The sequence below is a fragment of the Roseateles sp. genome (assembly GCF_036404855.1).
Taxonomy (GTDB): Bacteria; Pseudomonadota; Gammaproteobacteria; order Burkholderiales; family Burkholderiaceae_C; genus Pelomonas.
Genome location: NZ_DASWYS010000019.1, coordinates 1 through 1,768 on the forward strand (window position 1 = coordinate 1; position 1,768 = coordinate 1,768).

General features: G+C 69.3%; 2 protein-coding genes. One reads left to right on the forward strand and one right to left on the reverse strand.

The window, feature by feature from the left end; all coding sequences use genetic code 11:
• Positions 1 to 227 precede the first annotated feature (227 nt).
• Positions 228 to 1,349, reverse strand: a complete 1,122-nt coding sequence (locus VGF12_RS01235; RefSeq protein WP_331174229.1) for a 3-deoxy-7-phosphoheptulonate synthase — start codon at positions 1,347 to 1,349, stop codon at positions 228 to 230.
• 88 nt (positions 1,350 to 1,437) lie between these two features.
• Between VGF12_RS01235 and VGF12_RS01240 the strand changes: the two genes are divergently transcribed.
• Positions 1,438 to 1,761 carry a hypothetical protein gene (locus VGF12_RS01240; RefSeq protein ID WP_331174230.1) on the forward strand — a complete coding sequence of 108 codons (324 nt, stop codon included), beginning with the start codon at positions 1,438 to 1,440 and terminating at the stop codon, positions 1,759 to 1,761.
• The last annotated feature ends 7 nt before the right edge of the window (positions 1,762 to 1,768 follow it).

The following is a 1,768-nucleotide window of genomic DNA, read 5'->3' on the forward strand; positions in this document are numbered from 1 at the left end:
TTTCATTCGGCAGGACCATAGGGCCGGGGATTCAGGCTGTCAATGTGGAGTGCCCTTGCCCGGCCGCTGCAACCCATCCCGGGTTCAAGGCGAGGCACAGCGCGGCGCAACGTCGCCCCCCTGCCTGCGCATCAGGCGAACAGAGGCTGGTGGGCGCCCCCACCGGGGGCGCTGCGACAACGTCGCCCAGGCAGAAACCGAGGGCCGGAGCCGCGGGCAGGCGCGCGTCAGCCGCGGCGCTTCTGGACGGCGGTGGCCAGTTCGCGCAACAGCGGCTCGGTCTGGGCCCAGCCCAGGCAGGCGTCGGTGATAGACACGCCGGGCTTGAGGTCGGCCCGGGTCTGGCCCTCGGCCAGGTCCTGGCGGCCAGGCTGCAGGTGGCTCTCGATCATGACACCGGTGATGCGCGCATCACCGCCCGCGATCTGGCCCGCCACGTCGCGGCCAACGTCCACCTGACGCTCGTACTTCTTGCTGGAGTTGGCGTGCGAGAAATCGATCATGACCTGCTCGCGCAGGCCGGACGTCTTGAGGGCCGCGCAGGCGGCGCCGACCGAGGCCGCGTCGTAGTTGGGTGTCTTGCCGCCGCGAAGGATGACGTGGCAGTCCTGGTTGCCGCGCGTCTCGAAGATCGCGGCGGTGCCCATCTTGGTCATGCCCATGAAGGCGTGGGCGCTGCTGGCGGCCAGCACGGCATCGCTGGCGACCTTGATGCCGCCGTCGGTGCCGTTCTTGAAACCGACGGGGCAAGAAAGGCCCGAAGCGAGTTGGCGATGGCTCTGGCTCTCGGTGGTGCGCGCGCCGATGGCGCCCCAGGCGATCAGGTCGGAGATGTACTGCGGCGACAGCAAATCCAGGAACTCGGTGCCGGCCGGCAGGCCCAGGCCGTTGATTTCCAGCAGCAACTGGCGGGCCAGGCGCAGGCCCTCGTTCATATGGAAGCTGCCGTCCAGGCGCGGGTCGTTGATGTAGCCCTTCCAGCCCACGGTAGTGCGAGGCTTCTCGAAGTACACGCGCATGACGATGAGCAGGTCGCGGCTCAGCTCGTCGCGCGCCGCCTTGAGCAGGCGGGCGTAGTCCATCGCCTGGTCGTGGTCGTGGATGGAGCACGGGCCGACGATGACGAGCAGGCGGTCGTCCTGGCCGTGAAGGATGGCGCTGATCTGCTGGCGGGCCTGCTCGACCAGTTCCAGCGCCGCATCCGACACGGGCAGTTCCTCCAGCAACAGGGCCGGGCTGATCAGTGCACGCACGGCGCCGATGCGAGTGTCGTCGGTGCGCGTCGTGTCGCGCGTCTCGTCGCGGGAGCCAACTTCATGGTCATGGCGGGGATCGTCCAAAGGTTTCATCGCGGTGCTCCAGGCAAGCCAGCGATTGTCACCGCTCGGCGGCAGACCTGCTCGTGCCGACTCGGAGGTGCGCCCCTAGAATCCTGCCGTGCTTCGCTGGTTCCGAGTCCTGGTCATTGCCCTGCTGCTGCCGGCCTACGGCTTGGCGGCCGTCGTGGCCCCGTCGTATCCGGACAGTGACGTGACGGCCCCCTCCAGCGTCGGTGAAGAGCCTGCCTCCTCGTCTTCGGACATCCTTGTGCTGATCGCCGAACTCGGCGACACGACGGACGACATGTCCGACCACTGCCTGCCCCACACGGTCGCCATCGCCGCAGCCCCGCCGCTGACCGCGCCGGCCAGCCTGGGCCGACGCCTCGCCGTCGAGGCCCCGCTCGCGCAGCCGTTGCGGCCGCCCCGTCCGGCCGCCTGAGGCCGAC

What these genes read in the sequence shown, in the direction of transcription:
- VGF12_RS01235 (WP_331174229.1), bottom strand. Translation starts at nt 1,349, where the DNA reads ATGAAACCTTTGGACGATCCCCGCCATGACCATGAAGTTGGCTCCCGC.